This window comes from Psychrobacillus sp. AK 1817, assembly GCF_008807035.1.
Classification (GTDB): Bacteria; Bacillota; Bacilli; order Bacillales_A; family Planococcaceae; genus Psychrobacillus; species Psychrobacillus faecigallinarum.
This window is the reverse complement of sequence record NZ_CP031739.1, coordinates 2,287,822-2,312,434: the sequence shown is the minus strand read 5'-3', so window position 1 is coordinate 2,312,434 and position 24,613 is coordinate 2,287,822. Positions and strand designations below refer to the sequence as shown.

Genomic DNA, 24,613 nt, shown 5'->3' with positions numbered 1-24,613 from the left:
TTGAAGAGATATATTTTTGTGAAGTTTAGTATAGCTTCTTGATTCTATATTAATAAAAAAACTATAGAGCCTACTCGCTTTTCCTAGCAACAAGTAGATGCTGGGTCATTCAAATTCACACTACAAACACCGGTTTCTGGCAAATCCAACTCAACATTTTTGGCAGAAACCAAATCTCCCGTCAGATATGCTAAGATAGAGCGCACTTGCTCATATCCTGTAGCCATTAGAAATGTAGGTGCTCGACCATAGCTTTTCATACCAACAATGTAATATCCCTTTTCAGGCTGTCGTAATTCTTCTTCTCCATGGGGACGAACTGTTCCACAGCTATGAAGATTAGGGTCGATTAACGGAGCCAGAGCCTCTACGCTCTCGGTAGCAGTATCAATGCTTAATCGAATCTCTCTTGTCATGGAAAGATCTGGACGACTGCCTGTATTAGCAATTATTTCATCGACAGGTGGGAGAACCATCTCTTTGCTCGCGAATTCTCCACCAATTTCAATACCTTTCTCTGTCTTGATAAGCTGGTGGATATGGAATGGTGTAAATACTTGAATCTTGCCTGAATCGATTAACTGGTGAATTTTACTTCCTAATTCCCCTCGAGCTGCAAGTGCGTCCTTTTCCTCTCCTCCATATGCAGATTCTACATTTTTCTTTCTCATAATCCATGTGATTTTCACATCGTCTTTTAACTGAGCGAGCTCTAGAATTGTATTGATAGCCGAATGACCACCACCAACAACCGCTACTCGTTTTCCTTTGTATTTTTGTAAAGCGGATCCAAGAATATGAGGAATTCCATAATATATATGATCTTTTAAATCTTTTTCCGTATTAGTCCATATGTTGTCTGCATTAATGGGATTTGGATTGGACCAAGTTCCAGTTGCATCAATAACAGCTCTCGCTTCGATTCTATTCGATAGTCCGCCTTGCTCCGTGTAAAGTATGAAGGGGGCATCTGATCGATTAGCAGTCTTCATTTTATCTAATCCTTTTTTGCTAATAGATAATACTCTCGTATTAAGGAAAAGAGAGCTCTTTATTTCTGGAAGACTAGCTAAAGGCTCTAAATAATTGCTAACCAGTTCTTGACCTAGAGGAAGTTCCTCAGGATTTGGAGCAATCCACCCCTGTTTCTCCAACAATTTCTTCGCAACTTTATCCACGTTATATTGCCATGGTGAAAATAAACGAACATGCCCCCAAGAAGTAATATGGTGGCCAACATTTTGACCTGACTCAAGAATTATGAAACGTTCTCCTGCATTTACCAAATGAGCAGCGGCAGCTAAACCAATTGGTCCAGCACCAATAATGGCAATAGGTAAATCTTTGCTCGGTTCAACTTTTTCAGAAGGAGAACAACAGCATCCAGTGTTAATAGGCTTTAATTGTATTTGATTCATTTAAATAACCTCCAATATATTATTTGTAAAATGCAAGTAATCCCTATTTTTTTAAGCAAGCTTTCACTTGCTTAAAGTAGTGGGGTACAACAAACAGTTGATTTGGCCATCGCCTGATTCAATAATTGAATCGAGCGTATGACAGTTTCTTTTTCAAAATCATTCATATGGGAAAATACTTCTTCTAAATAGTCATTCATCGATTGGTCTATAGTTGTAGCGACGAACTTGCCTTTAGTTGTTAAAGAAAGTAGATAAACTCTTTTGTCCGTATGTGATGGTGTTTTCTTTACTAATTCCATCTTAACTAATGTTTGAATTTGTCTACTAAAGGTGGTGATATCTACTGCAAGAGCTTCAGCAATTTGTTGCATGGATTTTTCCGGCTGTTTATCGATTTCATAGAGAATATGGCTTTGTATGGTGGAAACGTCCACCGCACCTATTGTACAGCAATTTTTATTTAATAATCCAAATCTACGTGTAAGTATTTGAAAAAGCTCTCGTTTATTATCCATGTGTTTCACCTCTGAATATAGCATATGCTAGTTATTTGTAAAATGCAAATATTTTCTGTAAAACTCCGAGCTTTTTATGCTCGAAGTTACATTTACTTTCCGTATTCGCTAAAGTGCTTAATTCTTTCTCCAATTTCATCACGAACTCGCTGGAAGGTGCTCCATTTTTGTGCTTCCGAGCCATCTGCTTTGGCAGGATCATCAAACCCCCAATGCACTCTCTTAACGTGAGGAGGTGTTACGGGGCATTTATCTGCAGCATCTCCACATAGAGTGACAACTAGTTCTGCTTGATGAAGTGTTTCCTCATCAATAATATCGGAAGTGTGGTTAGAAATATCAATGCCAACCTCTTTCATGGCTTTTATAGCGTTGGGATTAATACCATGAGCTTCAATTCCAGCGCTTTTTACTGTCCAGTCTTTGCTTAAATAGTGTTTAGCCCAGCCCTCTGCCATTTGACTTCTGCAGGAATTACCAGTACATAAAAAGTAAATTATTTTGTTGGTCATATTAGATCTACTCCTTTAGTTTTAGTAGGCTATTAAGGACAAATATAATCCTAATAGCGTAATGAATAATATAGGTATTGTTAAGATAAGACCTGTTTTAAAATATACTCCCCAAGAAATTTTAACGCCTTTTTGTGAAAGAACATGAAGCCAAACAAGGGTTGCGAGTGATCCGATAGGTGTGATTTTAGGTCCTAAGTCGGAACCTATTATATTGGCATATATAAGTGCCTCCCTAATCGTGCCCGTAGTATTCGTCTCGGCTATAGCTAAGGCATCGACCATTACAGTAGGCATATTGTTCATGATTGATGATAAGAATGCAGCAATGAAGCCCATAGACATCGTTGCAGTAAATAATCCGTGTTCTGCTGCGCCCTCAATAACCTTTGCCAAAGCATGTGTCAAACCAGCATTTCCAAGGCCGTAAACTACTACATACATACCAATAGAGAAAAAGACAATATTCCAGGGTGCTCCTTTTACTACAGCCCGAGTATCCACAACCGTACTTTTTCTTGCCATAATAATAAAAAATATTGCAACCAAACCTGCTACAAATGAAACTGGAAGTCCTATAAATTCGCTTGTAAAGTAACCAACTAATAAAATAGAAAGCACAAACCAGGATAGATGAAACATTTTCTTATCTTTTATAGCTTCTTTAGGCTCTTTTAACTTTGTTAAATCATACGTTCTTGGAATACTTTTTCTAAAATAAAACAACAATACAAGGATAGTTGCAGCTAAAGAAAATATATTCGGTAGAATCATTCGAGAAGCGTATTCTATAAAACCAATGCCAAAGAAATCAGCAGAAACAATGTTTACCAAATTACTGACGACAAACGGTAAAGAAGTCGTATCTGCTATAAAACCACTGGCCATGATAAAGGGGAATATCATTTTCTCCGAAAAATTCAAATTACGAACCATTGCCAATACAATTGGCGTAAGGATTAGAGCAGCTCCATCATTAGCAAAGAAAGCTGCTACTATTGCACCCAGGAGACTGACATAGACAAACATTTTAATACCGTTGCTTTTTGCTGCTCTAGCCATATGAAGAGCAGCCCATTCAAAAAGTCCAATCTCATCCAAGATTAAAGATATAAGGATAATGGCAATAAAGGAAAGGGTCGCATTCCAGGTGATATCTATAACTTCTAGGACATCATTAAATCCGACGACCCCAACTAACAATGCTACAATTGCCCCTGCGCAGGCAGACCAACCAATATTCAAGCCCCTCGGCTGCCAAATGACAAAGATAAGTGTGATGATAAAAATAATCGTTGCTAAAATAAGTGGTGACAATCTATAAACCTCCAATAGTTACTTGCATGTAATACGTCGTCCTTGTTCCTCTAGCTGCTTCAGGTTAAAGTCTTGATTTGGCAGATGTGCAAGAATGCTCTTCACAAGCGAAAAGAGTTCATTATCTCTATTTAGTGAATAGATAATCCATTGGCCCCGTCTAGACTCTCGAACTAACTCGGCATCCTTTAATTTTTTTATGTGCTGACTAATGGCAGGCTGGCTAGTTTTGAATATCTCCACAAATTCACAAACACAATAATCTTGAGATTCAAGCATCTTAATCATGCTGAGTCGTGTTTTATCACCCAACAGCTTGAATATATTCGCTGCTCGTTCTATTTCCTGTGTCATAAGATATTTCTCCTTTTTTATATAAGTAATCGCTTATATAATACTTTGCTTATATATTAAATGCAACTAAATTTTACAGGAGAAGAAGAGGTGGACTATAATAAAATAAATGAGATGTAAAGTAGAAGGGAAGTATTAAAATGTTAAAAACAGCAGTATTTGATCAATTGAAACAAGCGATGCGTGATAAAGATGTGCTTTCTAAGGGAGTATTAACCCTTTTAAAGGCAGCTCTAGATAAAGCGGAAAAAGAAAAAGGATCCTCTTTAACTCCAGAAGAGGAAGTAGCGGTAGTAAACCGTGAAGTAAAACAAACAAACCAAGCATTGGATGGCGCAAAAGATGCAGGACGTGAAGATTTAATCGAAAAAGAGGAAGCAAAGCTGGTATTACTGAAGAGCTTCTTGCCTAAACAATTAAGTGAGGAAGAAATTGCTGCAGCTCTAACAGAAGCTGGAGTTACTAAGGGAATGAACATGGGAGATGCAATGAAAATTGCTAAACCATTACTATCAGGAAAAGCAGATGGCGCTACAACATCTAAAGTGGTAAAGAGCTTAATCTAAAAAAAAGGGATGGTCGTGATTTGAGTCACGACCATCCTCTTTATATTTGCTTGGAGGGCCAAATAAATAAGCTTATCGAGCGCATTGTAAACCTTGCGGAAAAGGGTTAGACCTTGCACAAATGGTCCAAAACCTTGCGGAAAAGGGTTAGAACCTTGCACAAATTTACTTAACCCTTGCAGAGAACACCCGGAACCTTGCAGTAATGATAAAACATTGTCCCATTACTTACTTGTCCGGTTCAGCGCAACCAAGGATATTTGCATCGAATGAAGAAATGCCTCCATTTGCTTGTCGGTGCAGAAACAGCCGCTTACCCTTTTCTTATTGTCCAGTTTCAGCGGCTTGCCCCTCGAGGTCAAATGAGGAACTACTGCGGTGGCTGAGGAGCTGCCTCTTCGCATTTCCTCATTTGCTTGTCGGTGCAGATCAGCCGCTTACACTTTTCTTATATAGCTCGTATGAAAAGTACTTTTAAATAGTTACCCTCTTTAAAAAGTGGGGAAGTACGGAAATCATTTGGTAAAGAGAATTCTTCCTCAATTACGTACTTTTGACTGCTTTCTTTAAAAGCTTTTTCTACAAAGCTTTTAAATTTTTTCATTCCAAAGGTTGCATTGTTCGTGGAGGCAACTATTACACCATTTTTTTCAGTAATAGCAATTGCATCCTTCAATAATTTTGTATAATCTTTGGCAGAGCTGAATGTATACTTTTTCGAACGTGCAAAGCTAGGGGGATCTAAAATGACCATATCAAAGGATAGCTCCTTGCGCTTCGCGTACTTGAAATAATCAAAGACATCCATGACGATGATATCCTGCTTCTCAACGTCAATTCCATTTACCTCAAATTGCTCAGTTGTTTTGCTCAAACTACGCTTAGCTAAATCGACGCTAGTAGTTTTCTTAGCACCACCAGCTGCAGCAAAAACAGAAAATGCACCAGTATAAGAGAATGTATTAAGAACATTTTTTCCTTTGGCATACTCATCACGAATTTTTTTTCGGACATCCCTTTGATCTAGAAAGACTCCGACCATCGCACCGTCGTTCAAGTATATTGCAAAATTTTCCCCATTTTCTTTTACTAGGAGAGGGAATTCTCCTCGATTGCCTTTGACAAAATCGTCGTCCTCTAAATATTGTCCCTTAGTATCAAATCGTTTCTTTTCATAAATTCCTTTGTAGGAAGGGACAGCAGATTCCAATGCTTCTAAAATTAGCTCCTTAAACGCAAAAATTCCCTGGCTGTACCAGCTGATTAAATAAAAACCATCAAAATAATCAATAGTTAAACCGCCGATTCCATCTCCTTCCCCATTAAAGATGCGGAAAGCAGTTGTATCATCGCTATTAAAATAATCATCCCGATGCTTCAAAGCATTGGTGATTTTCTTTAGGAAGAAGTCAGTATCAATTGCTTCGGCTTCATTTTTGGTAAGTAACCAGCCAATCCCTTTATTTTGCTTTCCGACGTAGCCTTTCCCGATAAATTTTCCACCGGGATTACGCAGCTTTAAGATTGTGCCATCTACTAACGAATCTATTTCATGAAAGCCATCCTTCAATAAAACAGGAACGCCCTTCTGTAAATCATTTGCTAACAACTCTTTTACTTTTATATCTATTTCATTTCTCATCAAATTCATCCTTAAAATGTGTTTACTCTATTATCACATAAGAAACTAGATTTAAAAAGGAATGGGGTATTTGGTGTGGAGCTTAAGGAATTTATGGAGAAGAAGACATAAGTGCTTATACGAGACAATTAATGAGTTGTAGGAGGGCATATCTTACATAACTTTAATTGGCTCATTTCAAGAAGATAACAAACTCATTCCATATTTCACCCACGTACTCACATTCTCCCTATGAATTTATGGTATACTAAACTATATGTCGGAAAGGAAGTTCGCTTTGAAAAAATCAAAAGTTATCATACCGATCATGGTAATTGTGGCTGTATTGGCATCGATTATTTTATCTCAAGAAGAATATAATGAAGTGACTATTATAAATAAGATCCTTATCGCACTTGGTGCAGCTATTGTGTCCTCTCTCTTAGGGTATATCCTCTTAAAACCAGACATCGACAAAGTTGATCCAAAACCCCAAACAAATCAAACTAATACAGGGAATAAAAAGAAGGGAAGCGGAAAATAATCTGTTTCCCTTTTTACTTCACTAGATAGGAGCGACCAGCATGCTAGAAAATGCAACACAACTACTACAGGAATATTATGGGTATGACTCTTTTCGAGAAGGACAAGAGACTATTATAAACTATGTAATGGATGGCAAGTCGAGCCTATGCGTAATGCCAACAGGAGGCGGAAAGTCTCTTTGCTATCAAATTCCGTCCCTATTACTAGATGGTACTACGATAGTAATCTCTCCTCTAATCTCTCTGATGAAGGATCAAGTTGACACATTGTTGCAGGCTGGGATACCAGCAACTTTTATCAATAGTACATTGACGGCAGAAGAAGTCAGAGAAACGATGGAAGAGGTTTTGAATGGCCAATATAGAATGCTATATATTGCACCAGAGCGTTTGGAGTCTCAAAGTTTTTTAAACCAATTAAAAAAAGTGAAGGTGCCATTAATAGCAGTTGATGAGGCTCACTGTATCTCGCAATGGGGACATGATTTTCGACCTAGCTACCGTGCTATCCATCGATTAAAGGACGTATTTATAGACCCCCCTGTTGTACTAGCACTAACAGCGACAGCAACACCAGCTGTACGAGACGACATTTGTCGTTTACTACAAATTAATGACGGCAATACGGTTATCACTGGATTTGCTCGTTCCAATCTTTCGTTCTCTGTTGTACTTGGACAAGACAAGAATAAATTTCTGAAGGATTTTATTAAAAAGAATGCGCACGAAGTTGGTATTATTTATGCAGCAACAAGAAAAACCGTAGATTTGCTGTATGATTTATTAAACAAGTCAGGGGTACAAGCAGCTAAATACCATGCTGGATTGCCTGAGGCATTTAGAAATAAGGAGCAGGAGCGATTTCTAACAGACGAGGCACAAGTTATGGTGGCTACAAATGCTTTTGGAATGGGAATTGACAAGTCCAATGTCAGATACGTCATTCACTATCAGCTCCCAAAAAACATGGAAAGTTATTACCAAGAGGCTGGAAGAGCTGGGCGTGATGGGCTCGCAAGTGAATGTGTCGTGTTATATGCATCTCAAGATGTACAAACTCAACGATTCTTAATAGATCAGGCTTTGGACCGTGAACGAATTCCACAAGAGCTAGAAAAGCTACAAGGAATGGTAGACTACTGTCATACAGAAAGTTGCTTACAGCAGTACATTGTCCAATATTTCGGTGAGCCAAATGGAGAACCTTGTGGTCAATGTGGAAATTGTACGGATTCCAGAGAAGTGCAGGATGTAACAAAGGAAGTACAGATGGTTCTATCTTGTGTGGTAAGGATGGGACAAAAATTTGGTAAGACGATTATCGCTCAGGTATTAACTGGTTCTCAAAACAAAAAAGTGGTAGATTTTGGGTTTACTAAGCTATCTACTTATGGGATTTTAAAAAATAAATCCTCTAAAGAAGTTTTAGGGCTTATGGAGTTTATGATTGCGGAAGGATTACTATTAGTAAAGCAGGGTAGTATGCCGACAATTTATATATCAGATGCAGGAAAAGATGTGTTGTTAGGAAAGAGAAAGATAACTCGTAAGGGAGTGGCGGTCACAAAGCAAATCGCTAAGAATGAACCATTATTTGAAGGTTTAAGGGTACTTCGGAAAAAAATTGCGGACGAAGCTGGTGTTCCACCGTTTGTTATATTTTCTGATAAAACATTACAAGACATGTGTGTAAAGCGTCCGCAAACCGAAGATGAATTATTAGATGTACATGGAGTAGGTGCTAATAAGCGAGACAAATATGGTCAAGCTTTTCTGGAAGAAATACTTCGTTATAGCACCGTATAATTTTTATGAGATACTACTGTAAGGTTGGAAGGAACATTAATTTTCTTCGCATCCTCCATAGATATTTCGACAATAACAGATTGCTCTAAAATTTTAAAAATAGTACCTTGTACTTCAACATCATTACGTGTAAAAGAGATCTTCTCATCAATTTTCCGTGCTGCCACGAAAGGTGAAACGTCCTTAGGTTGTCGTTGGAAACTCATGTATCTGCCTCTTTTCAATTATTTTCACTCACAGAGCGATATGGTAATTATACCACAGTTCTATGATGAAAATTGTAGATTAAGATTATTAAAAAGAGTTTCCTTGCGAAAGCTGTCGAACTCTCTTTAGAATTTAAGGAGAAGTTTTGGGGAAGTATTAGAAATATAACCTATTTAGATATAACGTATAGATCCAAGGGTTTGAGAATAACGAATTTGTTCATGATAGAGATAGATGGCAAGATAAAAAAGGTTTCATATAGAGGAGATAATGCATGATGCATTTTAAAGAATTTAAGTTAGATGATAAAATATTGCAAGCTATAGAACAATTAGGATATATAGAACCAACCGAGGTACAACAGAAGGTGATACCAGTAGCGTTGTCAAAGCAAGATATTCTAGTGAAATCCAAAACCGGTAGTGGTAAAACGGCAGCTTTCGCTACACCTTTATGTGAGTTAGTGGACTGGGAAGAAAATAAGCCTCAGGCATTAGTGTTAACTCCAACAAGAGAGCTTGCAGTACAGGTTCAAGAGGATATTACGAATATCGGTCGCTATAAGCGAATTAAAGGGCTAGCGTTATATGGAAAATCGCCTTTTGCAAAACAAAAGCTGGCATTAAAACAAAAAACACATATTGTTGTAGGTACACCAGGTCGAGTGCTTGACCACATGGAAAAAGGAACATTGGATGTGTCCAAGATAGAATACTTAGTTATCGATGAAGCAGACGAAATGTTAAATATGGGCTTCCTAGATCAAGTGGAATCTATTATAAAGCTACTTCCTAAAAAACGAACTACAATGCTATTTTCTGCTACTTTGTCACAAGAAATAAAAACGTTAAGCGGCAAATATATGAATGATGCAGTATCAATAGAAATAGACGCAGGTGAAGAAGACGCCCCTAAAATTGAACACGTAAAATATGTTGTAAAGGATGATCAGAAGTTAGCATTTTTAGAAAAATTAACTATCGTAGAAAATCCTGATAGCTGTATTATCTTTTGCCGTACGAAAGAGCGCGTAGATCAGCTGGTAGATGCACTGGATCAAAAAGGTTATACAGCAGATAAGATTCATGGAGGCATGATGCAGGAGGATCGTTTTGAGGTAATGGACGATTTCCGAAGAGGAGAGTTCCGTTATTTGATAGCTACGGATGTTGCAGCCCGAGGTATAGATATTGAAGATATTACCCATGTTGTACATTATGATGTGCCATTAGAGCAAGAAAGCTATGTTCACCGGACAGGTCGAACAGGACGAGCAGGCAGAAGTGGAAAATCCATTATGCTAGCAACTCCTCATGAAGATAAATTTGTGAAAGAAATAGAAGCGTTTGTTGGCTTTGAAATTCCTAGTGGAAGTGAAATGAAGGCAGAAGCAGTAGCTCAGAATCGCGCGGCATTTGATTTGAAAATGCAGGAGCAGCCTGAATTTAAAAAGTCGAAGGGCGAGCAGCTGAACGCTAATATTACTAAGTTATATTTCAATGGCGGGAAGAAGAAGAAAATCCGTGCAGTAGATTTTGTTGGAACAATAGCTAAAATTGAAGGCATTTCTGCGGATGATATAGGTATTATTACTATTCAAGATAATGTTTCCTACGTTGAAATCCTAAATGGAAAAGGTCCTCTTGTTTTGAAAAAGATGAGAAATACAACGATAAAGGGTAAACTTCTAAAAGTTCATATTGCCCATAAATAAAAAAGAGAAGGAGTTTTCCTTCTCTTTTTTTAGTATGAAAGCAAATGCTTTTCAAATTTGGTTAGGCTACTTGAAGAGGGCTGTGAATTTTTACTCGTTTTTGGATTTAGATACCACCTTAAGCCAGACGAAGTGGGAAGTAGTAAAATTCCCACGATTTGAATATAAAGATAAGTAGGCATATCATGAATAAGATAAAATAAGTAAGCATCCATTAGTCCGCTGACTTTTCACTAACCATTTTATTCTTTTGTATATTCTTGAATCAAAAGAGACAGGTTCTCACCTAGTATGTTAAGTTTAACAACTAGTGACTAGAATAGCTCGTTCTCTATAAAGGTGCGATAAGATGCTACAATACCTTCGGGCAAGTTATTTGGAGGGAAAAATTGAAGAGAGATAGTTTCCAAGCCATCTGGAGTAAGAATACCTTCAAATTCGTTTGTTTTGTAGACAGCTGTAACCGAATAGAAAGTATCTCCGTTTGGGTTTTCGATATAATAATCTTGACCAGAATAGACATGACATAGTGTAAGTTTACCTATACGCAAGCCTGTCTCCTCAAAGACCTCTCGGCGTGCAGTATCTTCCAAGCTCTCACCCAGCTCCATTAGACCGCCAGGCAGACCATAAACTCCTGTCGCTCTTTCTTGAAGTAGTACCTCTTTATTATTGTTTAGTATTAGCACGACTGACCCAGGAAGTATAAGAGGCTGATGACCAACATATTGGCGCAGTGTTTTATAGTATTCCAAAAGTCTTCCCCCTCTCCAAATTAAGATTTATTAACAGTTTACTATAAAAATGTTACGATACGTATATAAGTGAAACTTACCTAAAGATAATGCGTATAGAATATTAAGTTAAACATACATTGAGGATGTGAAAGTTAGTTGACTAAAAAACTATGGTTTCAAGTTGGAACTGCAATTTTATTTACGTTATTGATTATTTTTATGTTCATGCAAGTTAAGTCTATTTTCTCTCCATTTATGATAATAGCTCAAGCAATTTTTATGCCGTTATTATTAGGAGGGGTGCTCTTCTACTTATCAAGACCTCTTCAAAAATGGCTAGAATCCAAAAAGTTTCCTAGATGGGCAAGTATTATATCTGTATTTATCGTAATTGGTCTACTTATATGGGGCTTTATAGCACTTGTAAGCCCGGTATTGACCAAACAGGTGAATGCTCTGGTAAATAATACACCGGAAATGGTAGAAGAAATAGAAGATTTTATTAATTACACAATTTCTCAACGAGAGAAAATAGGAGAACTACCAAAGGCCCTCCAAACAACTTTGGATAGCGCAAGCGGAAAAATTGAAACAATAGCAGTATCTGCCGGTGGTTTTATAGTCAAGTTCATCCAGAATGTTTTCCAAGGGGTACTTTTACTAGTTCTTGTACCATTCTTCCTTGTCTATATGTTGAAGGATCACGAGAAGTTTGTTCCTTTCATTACGCAGTTCTTTAAAGGTGAAAAGAAAATCTTCATACGTAAAACTTTATCGGATATTGACGATACACTTCGTTCTTATGTTCAAGGGCAATTGTTTGTTAGTTTTCTAGTGGGAGTTATGCTATTTATCGGATATACAGCTATTGGTCTAGAGTATGCATTACTGCTAGCACTGTTTGGGATGATTATGAATGTTATTCCTTTCTTAGGGCCGTATATATCATTAGTGCCTGCTCTCATTATTGCTTTAATTCAAGAGCCTAAGTTAGCTATCTATGTGGCAATTATTATGCTAGTTGCTCAGCAGATTGAAAGTAACTTCATTACGCCTAATGTAATGGGTAAATCATTGGATATTCATCCGTTAACGGTAATCACGATTATTTTAGCAGCAGGAAATATTGCCGGTCTTATGGGCATCATTTTAGGGGTACCAACCTATGCGGTAGTAAAAGCGATTTTGAAAAATATTTATGCCCACCGGGAAGGTATTAAGGACACAGCCACGAAATCTGTTTAGGAGGCGATGGGATGACCTTTAAATCTAAAATTGATAAAACCTTTACTTATATAATCATGAGTGCGATATCTATAGTAGCTCTTGCTACTCTGGTACCTGTAGTTTATGAACTATGGTCAGATAATGTAGATGTAAAAGCTGTAATTATTATTAGTTCATTGTTTGTCATGTGTGTTGCGTTTATTTTGTGGTTGACCTTTGATATTGAATACTCCTTCAAGGAGAATTATTTATTTATTAAAGGGGGACCATTCAGAAGTAAAATTCCATATGAAGATATTACGAAGGTCAATAAAACTTCACAGATTCTAGCTGGTTATCGGATTCTTTCTTCCAAGGATGCAATTGAGATTCACTATAAAAAAGCATCCCTTGGTAGTGTGATTATTTCGCCTAGTGAGCAACAGAAATTCTTATTAGTTTTGTCGGAAAAAGCTCCACATATCTCTTTGAAATAAGGATTAATGATGGACAAAGACGAATATATTCCTCCTGTGAATGATTTGATGGGGGACATTCTAAGGAACTATGAAAAAACTGGTGGGATGGAAAACTTAAAGGGCGCTGGAAAGCCGCTTTCTGAAGAGTATTTTAAGGGGGACATCTTTCAGCACTTTCAGAAAGTAGCTAAGGATGCCGGATATAAACCACATTGGCTCAAGCTACAGCATGAGATCCGTGATGAATTACAGCATATCGCTACGAAGTATGCACAGGGTCTTAATGAGGACCTGCACTTCCGAGTTACAAAGGTGAATGAAAAGATTTTAGCCTACAATAAATCCTGCCCACCTCCAATGCAAAAAAGTACGGTGAAATTAGAATCGGTAGAAAATGCATTAAACCGTTGGCATTAAGAAATAGTCTTACCTCGTGCACCTAAAATAATTAAATATATAAATCAATTAAGCGGGGTTATTTGGTTCTACTGGCGGCTATATTTTACCAACTTTTACAGCTGCGATATGTATTAGCTTTCTTTTAGACACATTAGGCTATAGTAAAAAAACAGCTATCGGTGCTAATATGCTTAGTATATTTATAATAAAAAAAAGAATGCTCCGAGGGGAACGGAGCATTCTTTTTTGTTGCTACTAGGAGCATCTTAAAACTTATCTTGGGGGAAATCGTTCTTCACTTGAAGAACGGTCTTTTGTGTGGGTATGATTTCTTTCATCTTGCACCTGTATGTTTAAATCCTCTACAGAAATTGCATCGACGGTTTGCATATCTTGATGCATATCAAACAGACTCATTTTCGTTGTCTTTACCCTATCGGGATTATCGAGTAAGCGACCATCTGATTCTTCCCGTCTATCCTTCATTTCTTGTTAGCTTTAAAAGCATATGACTAAGCGCATGTTGTTGATCTTTATCTGCACTTTTCCATAATTGCTGTAATAGGTGTTCTTCGCGATTTTTCGGTTCTTCGTTAGCAGCAAGGTATCCAGCAACTTTTTCAGTAGCTTTCGCTAAAGTATCATCGCTAAGACCCATTTTTTCACCGATTCTCACTTTGTCAGATAGATAGTCCTTAAACGTAGTAAAGTTTTTTAGGATATCATTTTTTTCATCGGTACTGAAGCTTTCCAATGCGACTTCCACTTGTTTGTCTATTTTGCGATCCATTCTTTCTCACTCCTTTTTTTTGGATTGTTCTTAGCTATTCCCAAAGTTTTAGGGAATATGCATCTTCCATTTTTTATCAAACTATAATTGCAAGTAAAAACCCAATTATATAAATAGTTGACAACTCAATTGAAAATGATTATCATTATCGTATAGAGCTTACTCAATTAGTGAGAAGGTTCTTACCAGCAACTTTTCTCCAAATTGTGGCTGAATTTTTTGCATACTTAACCCCCTCAACGTTAAGTTCGTGCATATTTTTAACGGCATCCTTAGTGATGTCGTTTTTTTTTTGCTTTCAAATTTAGTTAATAAAGTAGTGGTGGGATTGTATTTTCAATTCTCTAATTCATATCTGGATTGTAAAAAACAGAATAGGCAAGACATAAAGAATGCAAAACAGGGCAAATTATAAGGAAACGTGAAGATATAAATGGATAGCTAATAATACAATGGCATTAGGAAATCGAGTATTAAGGATTTGTAAAAGAGTAAAGGCGGATTAGAAGCAGAGTCCTCATCATTGTGATAGAAAGCCGAGATGCATTACAAATGACTGTATTTTTTCATTGATGTGTATATAATATCAATCGTTCAGGAATAGCTAATTATAAAGATCCTTGTCCAATTTGTTTGTGTACTAATTATTATGTGCGAATCAAATACAGTTATTTACGAGAAAATGGAATAAATCTCATTAAGGTGAATGCCATAGCCTAATAAGTGAAATAGAGATACTGATTATTTTATACTAAATCAAATAGAAGCATCCGTAGTTGTAACCTTTTACCTTTTTATCCGTAAATTTAGAAAGGGGGATTTACAATGAAAGATGTGCGAGATTTTTATGTGAATATTACACCTATTAATGCTTTGAGAATGATAGAAGAGTCAATTGTTACAGGGTCTATTTCCGGTAAGGTATTAGACGTTCATAAACGTACAGTCGGAGCTCAAGAGGTTGTTGTTTGTGTAATAGAAAAATTTTATTATAGAACTAGCAACAGAGCTTCTCTAACTATTACATTGGATAATCTAGAAGGAAGCACAAAGGTTCACGCTGCTGCCTCTGGAGGAGGACAAGGAGCTTTTCTTCGATTTAATTGGGGAGCTGGCGGTGATTTTGTAGACAGTGTTAGGCGGGCATTGGAAAATCATGTTATAGAACAGTGACATTTTGATATTTATAGTCTATTATTACTATTTAACAAAAATAATGAAAAATCTAAAAATTTAAAATATAATTAATGTAGGAATAAAAATGAATGACCATTCATTTTTACTTCTACATTTTTTAATTTATATAGGGGGTTATGTATGGGTGCGTTCAAAATGTTGAGCGTGGAATTATCCAAGCTAACAGAGAAAAAAGGGGTGTTATTTTCACTAATTGGAGTTTTGTTAATTCCAGTTATCTATGTAGCTGTTTTGTTATCTGCTACATGGGGACCGTATGACAATCTAGACAATTTACCTGTGGCATTTGTTAATAATGATGCAGGCGCTGAATCAGGGGGAGCTCCAATAAATGTAGGGAATGATTTAGTGAAAGACTTGAAGAGAAACCCTTCGCTAGGTTGGAACTTTGTATCTAAGGAAGAAGCAGAAAAGGGTCTTAAGAGTCAGAAGTATTATATGGTAATTGAAATTCCAGAGGACTTTTCTAGAAAAGTTACAACTGTACTTGATGCTAATCCAGAGGTGGCAGAAGTAATTTATACTCAAAATGAAGGGCTAAACTTCATGGCTGCTCAGGTTACTAAAAGTGCTACAGAAAAAATTCGAGAACAGCTAGGAAATAAAATTACAGAAACTTATACTAAAACATTATTTGCCCGATTCGGTGATATTTCTAGTGGATTCGCTTCAGGAGCCGATGGTTCTAGCAAACTATATGAGGGAACTGCTAGTCTTTCGGCTGGTACGAGTCAATTATTACAATCTCTAAATGAGAAGTCTGGAGATATCCAAAAGCTAGCGTCTGGAGCGAAAACAGCTGAGGATGGTGCTAGCCAATTACTTATTTCTATTAACGGTGGAGAGAAAGATATTAAAAGGTTGGCAACAGGTTCCAAGGAGGTTGTCCAGGGCTTAGATTCTCTTAAGGCAGGTTCTGATCAAGTACTGAATGGATTAAAGACTGTTAGTAAAGGGAGTACGACATTATCGACGGGCTTAGAGAAACAATTAAAGCCAGGAGCGGAGCAGTTAGCAGGAGGAATGGCTAAAGTAACGGAATCCACGAAAACGCTTTCAGGAGGTTCACAAGGACTAACAGAAGGTTTGAAAGGATATTTAGCAAAGCATCCTGAGCTTGCAACGGACGCGGAATTTATGACTCTTGTTGGAACGAGTGACGCAATTACAAAAGGTCTTGCTCAATTTGATCAACAGGTTCAACCATTAAAACAGGGTGCAGATGCATTAGTTGCAGGAGCGACTCAGCTTACTAACGGATCTAAGCAACTGGACGCTGGTATCAATCAATTAGTGGAAGGGCAAACAACAGCTAATGCTGGAATTACTCGTTTAAAAGCAGGTGCAAACCAAGTTGCAAACGGAAATGCTACTGTCGCTAGTTCTTGGACGAAAATTGGAAATGCAGTGAACGATTTAAAAGCAGGACTTACACAAATTAGTGATGGTAACGAAACTGTTGCGGTTGGTTGGGAGACGATGACTTTAGGGGTAACTTCACTAAATGATGGTGCTAATCAATTGCAATCTGGAAGCCAGGAGCTTCAAACTGGTTTAGCTGGTGGAGCTGATCAGGTTAACAGTATTCAAGTGAGTGAAGCTAACATTACTAAATTCTCTAACCCAGTTAGCTTTAAAGGTGAGACGGTAAATAGCTATAACTATTACCGTGATTCTACGGCCCCATACATTATTTCTTTAGCTTTATTTGTTGGCATATTAATATTATCATTTATAGTTGATTTCAAACGTCCCGTTACTTTACCTGGTTCACTATTTAGTTGGTACGCAAGTAAACTAATGCAACTTTCATTATTTGCTATAACACAAGGTCTAATAGTATCCTTATTTTCATTATTCATTTTAAAGCTTCAAGTAAATAACATTGGATTGTTTATATTATTTACAATCTTTGTTAGCTTGGCGTTTATGTCTATTATTTTCTTCTTAGTGGCAATAGGAGGGAACATTGGGCGCTTTATAGCTCTAGCTTTCATAGTGCTTCAGCTTTCTACAACAGGCTCCAATCTGCCGATACCTATGTTACCGGAAAATTTACAGGCACTTAGTAAGTTTTTACCGCTGACATATTCAAATGCAGGTCTTAAAGCTGTTATTTCTTTAGGTGATCCAGGATTTATGATGGCAAATGCATTTGTACTTCTAATCTGCCTAGTAGCATTCCTTCTACTGACGTTTGTCGTATTTGCTATTAGCTACAAGCATGTAGCTCGCTATATCACAGAAAGAAACCAAGTGACAGAAGCTACAGTGTAATATCTAAGATATAAAAAGAGACACTCGTCAAAGAACTTAACGAGTGTCTCATATTTTTTCTAGTTATTCGATGTTTTAGAAGTTATCAGTTTAGTAGTTTGAACCGTTGTATAGTAGCAGTGTAGTACCATGCCGAAGATAATAACTCCTAAGCCTACTAACGCTAAGGCTGGAGGTAAAGGGATACTTAATAAAACCATTTCTCCAATTATTACAAATATTATTTCTGTAGATTGTGTAGCTTCCACTGCTGCTAGCTTTCCTTGGTTGTCTCGTACTAGATCGGTTGCCATAAAGAAGAGCGTGGTAGCGATAACTCCAGAGCTAACTCCCACTATAAATGATTGAAATACTTGACTGCTAGAAGGTAGTCCCACGGTAAAAGTCGCATAGATAGCAAGTATGATCCATAATGGCATAGAAGCAATAGTCATCCCAAGGACTCTTTGAAACGTATCTAGCCTGCCTCCTAAATGCTCCATCATCTTTCGATTACCGAGAGGATAAGCAAAAGTGGCTATTAGAACTGGTAAAACTCCTAAAAGCAACATACTCCCGTTTAAGTTTTGGAGATCAGGTATTTGAATGAGTACTATTCCTATTAAAATAATAAAAGATATAATAAGGGATACCTTTGGAATCCTCTGTCTTATGAGTCGATCTCCAACCTTTACAAGGAAGAAGGGAGCTAACAATACTCCTGAGACTATGGTAAATTGCCACATTCCAGAAATCAGCCAGCCAGGACCATAGGCAGCGGCAAAGGTTAAAGGCGCGTAGAACAAACCAAATCCTACAAAACTCCAGACTAACCAAGTTATTGGTGCAATTTTAAGCTCCTTAACCATAGTCGGTAAACCATTTCGAAAGAATACAATGAAGAATAAAAATGGCACCATAAAAAAGTAGCGAAGAGAAGAGCTCCAAAGCCAGCTCCCCCCGATACTTCCATAGAACGATTTAGTATAAATGTAACAGCAAAAAATAGTGAGGCCAGAATTCCTAATGTTATTTCACGCATGGAAGCACCTACTTATGCCTGTTTTTCGAAAGATTGAATGATTCCCTTCATCACTTCTGTAGCCTTTTCCATAGCATCTACAGAGATATACTCGTATTTCCCGTGATAGTTTTCTCCACCTGTAAAAATATTTGGAGTTGGCATACCCATGAAGGAAAGCTGAGAACCATCTGTTCCTCCGCGAATAGGAATGATTAATGGTTCAATATCTAATGAAATCATAACATTCTTCGCAATATCTACAATTTCCATAACAGGTGTAATTTTCTCGCCCATGTTATAGTATTGGTCTTTAATGTCAACGGTAATTGTATTTTCTCCATATTCAGCTCTAATTTTTTCTGCAGTATCTTGAAAAAGCTGTTTTTTAGCTTCAAATTTTTCGCGATCATGATCACGAATAATGTAGCTTAACTCAGATTTTTCTACGTCTCCATTAAAATTCATCAGATGAATAAATCCTTCATTTCCATCCGTTTTTTCTGGCACGGCATCCAAAGGCATGTGAGACTGGAATTTAGTAGCCATTGTAATGGAGTTCACCAATTTTCCCTTAGCAGAGCCAGGGTGTACACTTTTACCGTGAGTGGTTACTTTAACGCCAGCTGCATTGAAGCTTTCATATTGCAGTTCCCCAAGAGGACCTCCGTCCATCGTGTACGCATATTTAGCCTCGAATTTCTCTACGTTAAACTTATGTGGTCCACGACCAATTTCTTCATCTGGAGTAAACGCTACACGGATTTTCCCGTGCTGAACTCCCGGATTTTGCAGGAAGTATTCCATAGCAGTCATAATAATAGCGATTCCTGCTTTGTTATCAGCACCTAGCAAAGTCTTTCCGTCTGTAGTCATTAGTGTCTGACCTATATACTGTTTAAGTTCTGGAAAGTCTGTGACAGACATTACAGTATGATCATTTAGTTGAATATCCTGGCCATCATAGTTTTCGATTAGCTGTGGATTTACGTTTTTGCCCGTGTAATCTGTTGCTGTATCTACATGTGCTAAGAAACCAATTGTAGCGACTTCTTTATCTGTATTAGCAGGAAGAGAAGCAAATAAGTATCCATTTTCATCTAAAGTTATTTCTTCCATTCCAAGCTCGCCTAATTCCTTCTCCAATAAATGAAGCAGGTCCCATTGACCTTTGGTAGAAGGGCAAGAATTGCTCGAAGCGTTGGATTGAGTATCTATTTTTGCGTATCTTGTTAAGCGTTCAATCAGTATTTCTTTCATGTTAAAATCTCCTCCAATATGCAAAGCATATGTTTATTTTAACAGATTATTCCGTGTAGCGGAATAATGAGAAATTATACTGTATGCAAATAGAAATTGTGCTCCGTAATAAGAAAGCATGACTAGCGAGTGCTCATAAGGAACATCAATTATAAATTTGTTGATTGCAAGAATAGAGTCAGAGAATATAAACAAAGTAGCACCAATAATGGCAAATTTATTCCCTGTTTGAAATGCATTCCACCCCATAGTTAATATCACTGCTATGTAGAGAACTACAGCAACAGCTAAAAAAGATTCCTTTTCTGACCATAACGTACCTGCCAGCCATACGCTCATAATGAGACCATATATTAATAATAATGTGGCTGCCCATTTAGGAATTGAGTTTTTCTTAATTTTTCTAAAGGCAAAAATATAAATAATATGTCCGATTAAAAATGTTACGAGACCAACTATAAACCAATAAATTAATCCATCTGCGAGCATACATACAAACAATCCTAAAATAATGAGTGTTTTATAGATCTTTGGCAAACCAGGAGCTTGGCTAAATGCAAATAGAATAATAAGGAGCATAGGAATTAATTTGAACGTGATTTTCAATCCAGTTGGATCATAAGGAATCAAGAATATATAGATGACTCCCATTAACGCAATAGCAATAGATAAGATTTTACTCCACATAACTGCACCTCTTTCTTTATTACAAATATTTTCCTGCCATTGTATGAGGCTATAATCTAATAAATTCTACGTTACCGTGCTAAAAGGACTGAGACATGCTGTCCCAGTCCTTTATTTAGGACACTAGAGTTTACAAATACTAAAAGGCTATGGCAACGGGGCACTGCCTTTTCGCTTTTCTAAATTTACTTGTAGGGGGCAGACGCAGACCCCTACAAGTAATCAGGAGGATTATGGGTTACATAAGTCCCTCCTATAAAATCATGAAGAGCTCGCTTATCCTCACGTAAAGCCACCATGAATGCACTTACGATAACAGCTATACCTAAGGTTAACCCGTAAATGAGCCCAGTGATAAGATCTCTTTTTACCATCGTCCGAATATCTACATTAGATCCGTCTATCTGAACAATTCGAATACCTGCAATTCTTTTGCCTACCGTGTACCCAGTCCAAAAAATAGGGATTGCAAAGGAATAGAATGTCTGACCAATTGTGGTTAACCAAGTATCACTTTCTCCTATAAGAACTAAGCTAATTAGTGATAATGGTATTCCGATAATAATAGCATCTAACAGAAGTGCCAAAATCGTATCCAAAAACCAGCAGGATTGCTCATAAAGTATAAACCCCTTACTTTTTAATATTAAAGAGCAGCATCGTTTACGCTGTTTAAGTAATCTTCAATTGTACCTATAACTGATTCCACGCAACCTTCTTCAAAAGGAGAAATGAGATGAGCTTCCTTTACAAGTTTGGTGAAGGACATAGAGCCACCTAATTTACAAAGGTGTAAATAATCTCTCCACGCTTCTTCACGATCCTCTCTGGAACGTTTCCAAAATTGGAATGCACAAATCTGCGCCAATGTGTAATCAATGTAATAGAAAGGACTTGCGTATATATGTCCCTGACGCTGCCAGAAGCCACCAGCCTCGTAATAACTGTTGCCATCATAATCACGGTGAGGTAGGTAAATTTGTTCAATATTTCTCCAAGCTGCCTTTCTTTCTGCGGGAGTCATTTCTGGATTTTCATATACAGCATGCTGAAACTCGTCTACAGCTACACCATAAGGCAAGAAGAGAAGTCCACTGCTTAAGTGAGCAAATTTATATTTTTCAGTTTGATCTTTGAAGAAAAGTTCCATCCAAGGCCAAGTAAAAAACTCCATACTCATCGAGTGAATTTCACAGGATTCGAAGGTAGGCCAAATATATTCTGGAATCCCAATATTGCGACTAGTATATACCTGGAATGCATGACCTGCTTCGTGCGTAAGGACATCAATATCACCTGAGGTTCCATTGAAGTTAGAGAAGATATATGGAGACTCATAGTCATCTACAAACGTACAATAGCCACCAGCCTCTTTCCCTTTTTTAGCTTCTAAATCCATCAAGTCACGATCAATCATAAATTGAAAGAACTCAGCAGTCTCTGGAGATAGCTCTTCATACATTTTCTTTCCATTATCAATAATCCATTGTGGAGAGCCTTGTGGAGTAGCATTTCCTGTTAAAAAGTTTAGTGGTTCATCGTAAAATTTTAGTTTATCTACTCCAATGCGGTTAGCCTGTCTTTCATATAGTTTATTTGCAAGAGGAACAATGTGATCACGTACTTGGTCACGGAATTTTTTAACCATTTCCGCGTTATAGTCGATTCGATTCATTCGAACATAGCCGAGCTCAACAAAGTTTTTATAGCCTAGTGTAGTTGCGATTTCATGACGAATTTTAACAAGTTGATCATATATAGTATCAAATTTTTCTTCGTTTTTTTGAAAAAATCCAGCGGAAGCTTCTCTAGCCTTTTTTCTTACTTCACGATCAGTAGACTCGGTGAATTTTCCAAGTTGCGCGAGTGTATATTTTTCCCCTTCAAATTCGACTTCGGCCGATGCAACTAGCTTAGAATAGTCAGAAGTTAGCTTATTCTCCTTTTGCATTAAACTGATTACCTCTGAAGAAAACCCCTTAATTTGAAAGTCCGCAAGATCAAATAGTTGACTACCCCATTTCTGTTCCAATACGTTTCTGTAAGGAGAATCTACTAGAACTTTATAGTATTCCGTTACAAGCTCATCTACTTCAGGGCTAATTTCATCAAAGAAATCTCGTTCTTTTTGATAAAATTCATCATTTGTATCAATAGAAGCTCTAATATATACAAGGTTAGCCTGAGTAGAAAAATTGTTGCGAATTGCATTTATTTCTTCAATCACTAAGTTTTGCTCTTCCACAGATGTTGCTTCCTTCATTTTAGCCAGTAGTTCATGGAAAGCTGTCTTCATTTCTTGTAAATCAGGTCTATTATATTTGTATTCTTTAAATGTAACCAATGTATTTCCCCCTATATATTATTAATCTATTCCTTCTAATTGTTTATTATTTTCAGATAAATTGCAACTTATTATTTATCTTGTTTTATTATAGATAATAATATATTATGTTTGTAAATAAATAAACATAATTAGGAGTTGTTTGTTATAGTCATGATAGAAAAATTTTGGGAAGCTACAATTGAAGAGATGAAAAAGGGATATATAGAAGAAGCAAACGTTTATCAGTGTTTGCTATGTGGAGAACAGATAGAAAAGGGTGTCATCTACCCCGAGAATAATATGTTATATGAAGCTGAGAAGTTTATGATTCGTCATATCGATAACAAACACGTATCAACTTTTGAATATTTAAGTGGTTTAAACAAAAAGCTAACGGGATTGACTGAACATCAAAACAGTCTGCTACGTCTATTTTTTGAGGGGAAGAGCGATGTAGAAATCCAAAAGGAGCTAGGAATAGGGAGTGCCTCAACTATTCGAAATCATCGGTTTGTTCTAAAGGAAAAGGAAAGACAGGCGAAAATATTTTTAACAATGATGGAACTGTTGAAGGAAAGAGATAATCATGCCCCTGCATTCCTGCCTGTTCACAAGAATGCAACCATGGTGGATGATCGCTACAATATCACGGAAGAAGAACAAGCTGAACTCGAAAGCAAATTTTTTCCCGAGGGGATTAACGGACCAATGCTAAAATTTCCGAAAAAGGAAAAACAAAAGCTTTCAACACTTAGAGTTATTATTCAACGTTTTGAACAAGAGAAAAATTACACTGAAAAAGAAATAAATACGATCTTAAAAAATGTCTATGAGGATTATGTGACGTTAAGACGTTATTTAATCGAGTATGGGTTTTTAGATAGAAAAGATGATGGCAGCACTTATTGGGTGAAGGATTAACGATGAATTAAAAAGAGCCTCAAGTAAACTCTGCAAGAGCTTATAGTGGATAGAAAGATACAGAGGAGAATCGATGTAACAAAGGGAGCTCGGATAAAGAAGTCAATCCGTTCTTTTAGCTAGGGAGAGATTATAATTTTTGCATCTCTCCCTTTTATTATTTTCCAGATACAAAGGTTTTGAGCAAGGCAGCCCTTTCACGTAATCGCAATTTTGACTCTGAAATTTGTGGTGTCTTAGCAGCAACCACATCTGCATTCCATCCTATTCCTTCTGCAATAATCTTTGCCCGTTGTAGATGAAAATCACTCGTAATAATTGTGACAGAGGTAACGCTATCGGGTAGAAGCTGTTGGGAGAACAGAAGGTTTTCATACGTAGAAGTGGATTGATCTTCTACGATTATTCGACTCTCGGGGATTCCATTCTCCATGAGATATTCCTTCATAACCACTGCTTCCTCTATATCCTCGTCCGGTCCTTGTCCTCCAGTCACAACGAGCTTTACATTATGATATGTGTTTGCATATTCTAGTGCAGCCTCTAGACGATATCGTAGTGCAAGAGAAGGAATCTGGCCTTGTTTAACCTTGGCCCCTAACACAATTGCGTATTCATTGGAACCGTTTGCCTTAGGTTTTAATCCATCCTCTAGCCATTTGCTTGTAAGCATCCACATACCGACTCCACTAGTTGCCATTATTATTAAAGGAACTAGCACAATCCACCTCTTTTTTTTGCTCATTTAACCACTCC

General features: G+C 37.2%; 24 protein-coding genes and 2 pseudogenes. 10 read left to right on the top strand and 16 right to left on the bottom strand.

Going from position 1 to position 24,613, the window contains the following annotated elements:
* Positions 1 to 83: 83 nt before the first annotated feature.
* The 5 genes from D0S48_RS11420 to D0S48_RS11400 form a co-directional block, all read right to left on the bottom strand.
* Positions 84 to 1,418, bottom strand: a complete 1,335-nt coding sequence (locus D0S48_RS11420) for an NAD(P)-binding domain-containing protein (RefSeq protein ID WP_151111736.1) — start codon at positions 1,416 to 1,418, stop codon at positions 84 to 86.
* Between the two features lie 71 nt (positions 1,419 to 1,489).
* Entirely contained in the window at positions 1,490 to 1,936 is a 447-nt protein-coding gene (locus tag D0S48_RS11415) for a MarR family winged helix-turn-helix transcriptional regulator (protein ID WP_151111734.1), read from the bottom strand.
* 92 nt (positions 1,937 to 2,028) lie between these two features.
* A complete protein-coding gene (gene arsC / locus D0S48_RS11410; RefSeq protein ID WP_151111732.1) occupies positions 2,029 to 2,448 on the bottom strand; it encodes an arsenate reductase (thioredoxin) in 420 nt (139 codons plus the stop codon).
* A 21-nt stretch (positions 2,449 to 2,469) separates the two neighbouring features.
* On the bottom strand, positions 2,470 to 3,765 hold the full coding sequence (locus D0S48_RS11405; RefSeq protein WP_151111730.1) for an arsenic transporter: 1,296 nt from the start codon (positions 3,763 to 3,765) through the stop codon (positions 2,470 to 2,472).
* Positions 3,766 to 3,783: 18 nt separating this feature from the next.
* Positions 3,784 to 4,119, bottom strand: coding sequence for an ArsR/SmtB family transcription factor (locus tag D0S48_RS11400; protein ID WP_151111728.1), 336 nt, complete (start codon positions 4,117 to 4,119; stop codon positions 3,784 to 3,786).
* Positions 4,120 to 4,259: 140 nt separating this feature from the next.
* On the opposite strand from D0S48_RS11400, the gene D0S48_RS11395 reads away from it, so the two are divergent.
* Positions 4,260 to 4,685, top strand: coding sequence for a GatB/YqeY domain-containing protein (locus tag D0S48_RS11395; RefSeq protein ID WP_151111726.1), 426 nt, complete (start codon positions 4,260 to 4,262; stop codon positions 4,683 to 4,685).
* A 448-nt stretch (positions 4,686 to 5,133) separates the two neighbouring features.
* Here the strand turns inward: D0S48_RS11395 and D0S48_RS11390 are convergent, their stop codons facing one another.
* The gene (locus tag D0S48_RS11390; RefSeq protein ID WP_151111725.1) at positions 5,134 to 6,327 is read right to left on the bottom strand and encodes a class I SAM-dependent rRNA methyltransferase; all 1,194 of its coding nucleotides are present in this window, start codon (positions 6,325 to 6,327) and stop codon (positions 5,134 to 5,136) included.
* A gap of 277 nt (positions 6,328 to 6,604) precedes the next feature.
* Between D0S48_RS11390 and D0S48_RS11385 the strand changes: the two genes are divergently transcribed.
* Both D0S48_RS11385 and recQ read left to right on the top strand, forming a co-directional pair.
* Positions 6,605 to 6,850, top strand: coding sequence for a hypothetical protein (locus D0S48_RS11385; protein ID WP_144538321.1), 246 nt, complete (start codon positions 6,605 to 6,607; stop codon positions 6,848 to 6,850).
* 40 nt (positions 6,851 to 6,890) lie between these two features.
* The gene (recQ, locus tag D0S48_RS11380) at positions 6,891 to 8,657 is read left to right on the top strand and encodes a DNA helicase RecQ (protein WP_151111723.1); all 1,767 of its coding nucleotides are present in this window, start codon (positions 6,891 to 6,893) and stop codon (positions 8,655 to 8,657) included.
* Here recQ and D0S48_RS11375 read toward each other — a convergent pair.
* Positions 8,642 to 8,863, bottom strand: coding sequence for a DUF2187 family protein (locus tag D0S48_RS11375; protein WP_144538323.1), 222 nt, complete (start codon positions 8,861 to 8,863; stop codon positions 8,642 to 8,644). The two genes, recQ and D0S48_RS11375, sit on opposite strands and share 16 nt — an antisense overlap.
* 275 nt (positions 8,864 to 9,138) lie before the next feature.
* Here D0S48_RS11375 and D0S48_RS11370 point away from each other — a divergent pair, with 275 nt between their 5' ends.
* Positions 9,139 to 10,578, top strand: a complete 1,440-nt coding sequence (locus D0S48_RS11370; protein WP_144538324.1) for a DEAD/DEAH box helicase — start codon at positions 9,139 to 9,141, stop codon at positions 10,576 to 10,578.
* Positions 10,579 to 10,892: 314 nt separating this feature from the next.
* Here D0S48_RS11370 and D0S48_RS11365 read toward each other — a convergent pair whose 3' ends face one another.
* The gene (locus D0S48_RS11365; protein WP_144538328.1) at positions 10,893 to 11,333 is read right to left on the bottom strand and encodes an NUDIX hydrolase; all 441 of its coding nucleotides are present in this window, start codon (positions 11,331 to 11,333) and stop codon (positions 10,893 to 10,895) included.
* A gap of 138 nt (positions 11,334 to 11,471) precedes the next feature.
* On the opposite strand from D0S48_RS11365, the gene D0S48_RS11360 reads away from it, so the two are divergent.
* From D0S48_RS11360 to D0S48_RS11350, 3 genes are read left to right on the top strand one after another with little or no spacing between them, the layout of a single operon-like run.
* Positions 11,472 to 12,560 (top strand): AI-2E family transporter, encoded by a 1,089-nt coding sequence (locus D0S48_RS11360; RefSeq protein WP_151111721.1) that lies wholly within the window; start codon positions 11,472 to 11,474, stop codon positions 12,558 to 12,560.
* An 11-nt stretch (positions 12,561 to 12,571) separates the two neighbouring features.
* On the top strand, positions 12,572 to 13,018 hold the full coding sequence (locus tag D0S48_RS11355) for a PH domain-containing protein (RefSeq protein ID WP_144538330.1): 447 nt from the start codon (positions 12,572 to 12,574) through the stop codon (positions 13,016 to 13,018).
* A 9-nt stretch (positions 13,019 to 13,027) separates the two neighbouring features.
* Positions 13,028 to 13,417: a DnaJ family domain-containing protein gene (locus tag D0S48_RS11350; protein WP_151111719.1), complete on the top strand. Its 390-nt coding sequence runs from the start codon at positions 13,028 to 13,030 to the stop codon at positions 13,415 to 13,417.
* A 255-nt stretch (positions 13,418 to 13,672) separates the two neighbouring features.
* Here the strand turns inward: D0S48_RS11350 and D0S48_RS11345 are convergent, their stop codons facing one another.
* Positions 13,673 to 13,885 (bottom strand): hypothetical protein, encoded by a 213-nt coding sequence (locus D0S48_RS11345; RefSeq protein WP_151111717.1) that lies wholly within the window; start codon positions 13,883 to 13,885, stop codon positions 13,673 to 13,675.
* Positions 13,875 to 14,189 carry a DUF3243 domain-containing protein gene (locus D0S48_RS11340; protein WP_144538333.1) on the bottom strand — a complete coding sequence of 105 codons (315 nt, stop codon included), beginning with the start codon at positions 14,187 to 14,189 and terminating at the stop codon, positions 13,875 to 13,877. Before D0S48_RS11340 ends, D0S48_RS11345 begins: the two co-directional genes overlap by 11 nt.
* 825 nt (positions 14,190 to 15,014) lie before the next feature.
* Between D0S48_RS11340 and D0S48_RS11335 the strand changes: the two genes are divergently transcribed.
* Positions 15,015 to 15,362, top strand: coding sequence for a DUF6054 family protein (locus D0S48_RS11335; RefSeq protein WP_151111715.1), 348 nt, complete (start codon positions 15,015 to 15,017; stop codon positions 15,360 to 15,362).
* Between the two features lie 144 nt (positions 15,363 to 15,506).
* Entirely contained in the window at positions 15,507 to 17,663 is a 2,157-nt protein-coding gene (locus D0S48_RS11330) for a YhgE/Pip family protein (RefSeq protein ID WP_151111713.1), read from the top strand.
* A gap of 59 nt (positions 17,664 to 17,722) precedes the next feature.
* On the opposite strand, the pseudogene D0S48_RS11325 reads toward D0S48_RS11330, so the two are convergent.
* From D0S48_RS11325 to D0S48_RS11305, 5 genes and pseudogenes are all read right to left on the bottom strand, one after another.
* Positions 17,723 to 18,684, bottom strand: a pseudogene (locus D0S48_RS11325) (multidrug resistance efflux transporter family protein).
* Between the two features lie 12 nt (positions 18,685 to 18,696).
* The gene (gene pepT / locus D0S48_RS11320; protein WP_151111711.1) at positions 18,697 to 19,923 is read right to left on the bottom strand and encodes a peptidase T; all 1,227 of its coding nucleotides are present in this window, start codon (positions 19,921 to 19,923) and stop codon (positions 18,697 to 18,699) included.
* Between the two features lie 33 nt (positions 19,924 to 19,956).
* Entirely contained in the window at positions 19,957 to 20,610 is a 654-nt protein-coding gene (locus D0S48_RS11315) for a lysoplasmalogenase (protein ID WP_151111709.1), read from the bottom strand.
* Between the two features lie 212 nt (positions 20,611 to 20,822).
* A pseudogene (locus D0S48_RS11310) lies at positions 20,823 to 21,229 on the bottom strand (RDD family protein).
* Between the two features lie 27 nt (positions 21,230 to 21,256).
* Positions 21,257 to 22,954: a M3 family oligoendopeptidase gene (locus D0S48_RS11305; RefSeq protein ID WP_151111707.1), complete on the bottom strand. Its 1,698-nt coding sequence runs from the start codon at positions 22,952 to 22,954 to the stop codon at positions 21,257 to 21,259.
* 153 nt (positions 22,955 to 23,107) lie between these two features.
* Here D0S48_RS11305 and D0S48_RS11300 point away from each other — a divergent pair, with 153 nt between their 5' ends.
* Positions 23,108 to 23,857 (top strand): DUF2087 domain-containing protein, encoded by a 750-nt coding sequence (locus tag D0S48_RS11300; protein WP_151111705.1) that lies wholly within the window; start codon positions 23,108 to 23,110, stop codon positions 23,855 to 23,857.
* A 157-nt stretch (positions 23,858 to 24,014) separates the two neighbouring features.
* Here the strand turns inward: D0S48_RS11300 and D0S48_RS11295 are convergent, their stop codons facing one another.
* Positions 24,015 to 24,602, bottom strand: coding sequence for a YdcF family protein (locus D0S48_RS11295; protein WP_151111703.1), 588 nt, complete (start codon positions 24,600 to 24,602; stop codon positions 24,015 to 24,017).
* Positions 24,603 to 24,613 lie beyond the last annotated feature (11 nt).

What these genes read in the sequence shown, in the direction of transcription:
- D0S48_RS11420 (WP_151111736.1), bottom strand. Translation starts at nt 1,418, where the DNA reads ATGAATCAAATACAATTAAAGCCTATTAACACTGGATGCTGTTGTTCT.
- D0S48_RS11415 (WP_151111734.1), bottom strand. Translation starts at nt 1,936, where the DNA reads ATGGATAATAAACGAGAGCTTTTTCAAATACTTACACGTAGATTTGGA.
- arsC (WP_151111732.1), bottom strand. Translation starts at nt 2,448, where the DNA reads ATGACCAACAAAATAATTTACTTTTTATGTACTGGTAATTCCTGCAGA.
- D0S48_RS11400 (WP_151111728.1), bottom strand. Translation starts at nt 4,119, where the DNA reads ATGACACAGGAAATAGAACGAGCAGCGAATATATTCAAGCTGTTGGGT.
- D0S48_RS11395 (WP_151111726.1), top strand. Translation starts at nt 4,260, where the DNA reads ATGTTAAAAACAGCAGTATTTGATCAATTGAAACAAGCGATGCGTGAT.
- D0S48_RS11390 (WP_151111725.1), bottom strand. Translation starts at nt 6,327, where the DNA reads ATGAGAAATGAAATAGATATAAAAGTAAAAGAGTTGTTAGCAAATGAT.
- recQ (WP_151111723.1), top strand. Translation starts at nt 6,891, where the DNA reads ATGCTAGAAAATGCAACACAACTACTACAGGAATATTATGGGTATGAC.
- D0S48_RS11375 (WP_144538323.1), bottom strand. Translation starts at nt 8,863, where the DNA reads ATGAGTTTCCAACGACAACCTAAGGACGTTTCACCTTTCGTGGCAGCA.
- D0S48_RS11370 (WP_144538324.1), top strand. Translation starts at nt 9,139, where the DNA reads ATGATGCATTTTAAAGAATTTAAGTTAGATGATAAAATATTGCAAGCT.
- D0S48_RS11355 (WP_144538330.1), top strand. Translation starts at nt 12,572, where the DNA reads ATGACCTTTAAATCTAAAATTGATAAAACCTTTACTTATATAATCATG.
- D0S48_RS11350 (WP_151111719.1), top strand. Translation starts at nt 13,028, where the DNA reads ATGGACAAAGACGAATATATTCCTCCTGTGAATGATTTGATGGGGGAC.
- D0S48_RS11345 (WP_151111717.1), bottom strand. Translation starts at nt 13,885, where the DNA reads ATGAAGGATAGACGGGAAGAATCAGATGGTCGCTTACTCGATAATCCC.
- D0S48_RS11340 (WP_144538333.1), bottom strand. Translation starts at nt 14,189, where the DNA reads ATGGATCGCAAAATAGACAAACAAGTGGAAGTCGCATTGGAAAGCTTC.
- D0S48_RS11335 (WP_151111715.1), top strand. Translation starts at nt 15,015, where the DNA reads ATGAAAGATGTGCGAGATTTTTATGTGAATATTACACCTATTAATGCT.
- D0S48_RS11330 (WP_151111713.1), top strand. Translation starts at nt 15,507, where the DNA reads ATGGGTGCGTTCAAAATGTTGAGCGTGGAATTATCCAAGCTAACAGAG.
- pepT (WP_151111711.1), bottom strand. Translation starts at nt 19,923, where the DNA reads ATGAAAGAAATACTGATTGAACGCTTAACAAGATACGCAAAAATAGAT.
- D0S48_RS11315 (WP_151111709.1), bottom strand. Translation starts at nt 20,610, where the DNA reads ATGTGGAGTAAAATCTTATCTATTGCTATTGCGTTAATGGGAGTCATC.
- D0S48_RS11300 (WP_151111705.1), top strand. Translation starts at nt 23,108, where the DNA reads ATGATAGAAAAATTTTGGGAAGCTACAATTGAAGAGATGAAAAAGGGA.
- D0S48_RS11295 (WP_151111703.1), bottom strand. Translation starts at nt 24,602, where the DNA reads ATGAGCAAAAAAAAGAGGTGGATTGTGCTAGTTCCTTTAATAATAATG.